The sequence below is a fragment of the Paenibacillus sp. MER 180 genome (genome assembly GCF_023713665.1).
Classification (GTDB): Bacteria; Bacillota; Bacilli; order Paenibacillales; family Paenibacillaceae; genus Paenibacillus_B; species Paenibacillus_B suaedae.
Map to the genome: position 1 here is coordinate 1 of NZ_JAMAVT010000054.1, position 1,239 is coordinate 1,239.

Genomic DNA, 1,239 nt, shown 5'->3' on the forward strand with positions numbered 1-1,239 from the left:
TTTATGGCATTCGTTCGGAACGTCAGCTTGAACGTGAAATTCAGACTAATTTGGCCTACCGTTGGTTTTTAGGCCTTGGTCTAACGGATAAAGTACCAGACCATTCCACCATCAGTTGGAATCGTCGTACTCGTTTTAAAGACACAGATATTTTTCAAGATATCTTTGATGAGATTGTGCTTCAAGCCATTCAGCACCGTATGGTTGGCGGCCGCGTACTAGTCTCAGATTCCACGCATGTAAAGGCCAACGCTAATAAACATAAGTTTACGAAAGAGCAGGTTTTACAAAATACCCGTGACTATGTGGACGAACTGAATGCAGCAGTGGAGCAAGACCGAAAAACTCACGGAAAAAAGCACTAAAACCTAGAGAGGACGTGGTAGAGGAAAAGGAAATTAAGGTAAGCAAGACCGATCCAGATAGCGGTTATATGATCCGAGATGGTAAGCCGGAGGGATTCTTTTATTTAGACCACCGCACAGTAGATCTGAAATACAACATGATTACGGATGTTCATGTCACTGCAGGTAATGTACATGACTCGATTCCCTATTTATCTCGATTAGATCGTCAGCAAAAACGATTTGGCTTTGAAGTGGAAGCAGTTGCACTTGATTCTGGGTATTTAACTTCACCGATCTGCAAAGGGCTGCAAGAGCGCGGGATTTTTGCAGTTATTGCTCACCGAAGATTCCATCCGACGCAAGGATTATTTCCAAAGTGGAAATTCACTTATGACGCTGAACGAAATCGTTATATTTGTCCTGCAAAACACGAGCTTAATTACCGAACCACAAATCGCGAAGGATATCGGCAGTATGCATCTGATCCAAAGCATTGCAAAAACTGCCCGATGTTGAGCGAATGTACCCGATCTCGCAACCACCGGAAAGTAGTGACCCGACATGTCTGGGAAGACAATAAAGAATGGGTACGTGCAAACCGGCTAAGCAGATCCGGCAAATATTTATACCGAAAACGGAAAGAAACGATAGAGCGAAGCTTCGCGGATGCCAAAGAGCTCCATGGGTTTCGCTATTGCCGTTTGCGCGGATTGCAGAATGTCAGGGAACAAGCTCTGATGACAGCGGCTGTACAGAACATGAAGAAGATGGCGATCCACCTGGATCGCCTAGAAAGACGAGGATAACCACCAGGGGTTCTCTTTTCATCCCTAGAATGCAAAACAAAAGAAACCCTGTGCCTTTAAAAAGACAGGGTTTCTCAACAATCTGA

The 1,239-nt window shown here is 44.6% G+C and carries 1 pseudogene; it reads left to right on the plus strand.

Annotation, left to right across the window (positions count from 1 at the left end):
* Positions 1–1,153, plus strand: a pseudogene (locus M3661_RS29745) (IS1182 family transposase); the annotation flags it as partial.
* Between the last annotated feature and the right edge of the window lie 86 nt (positions 1,154–1,239).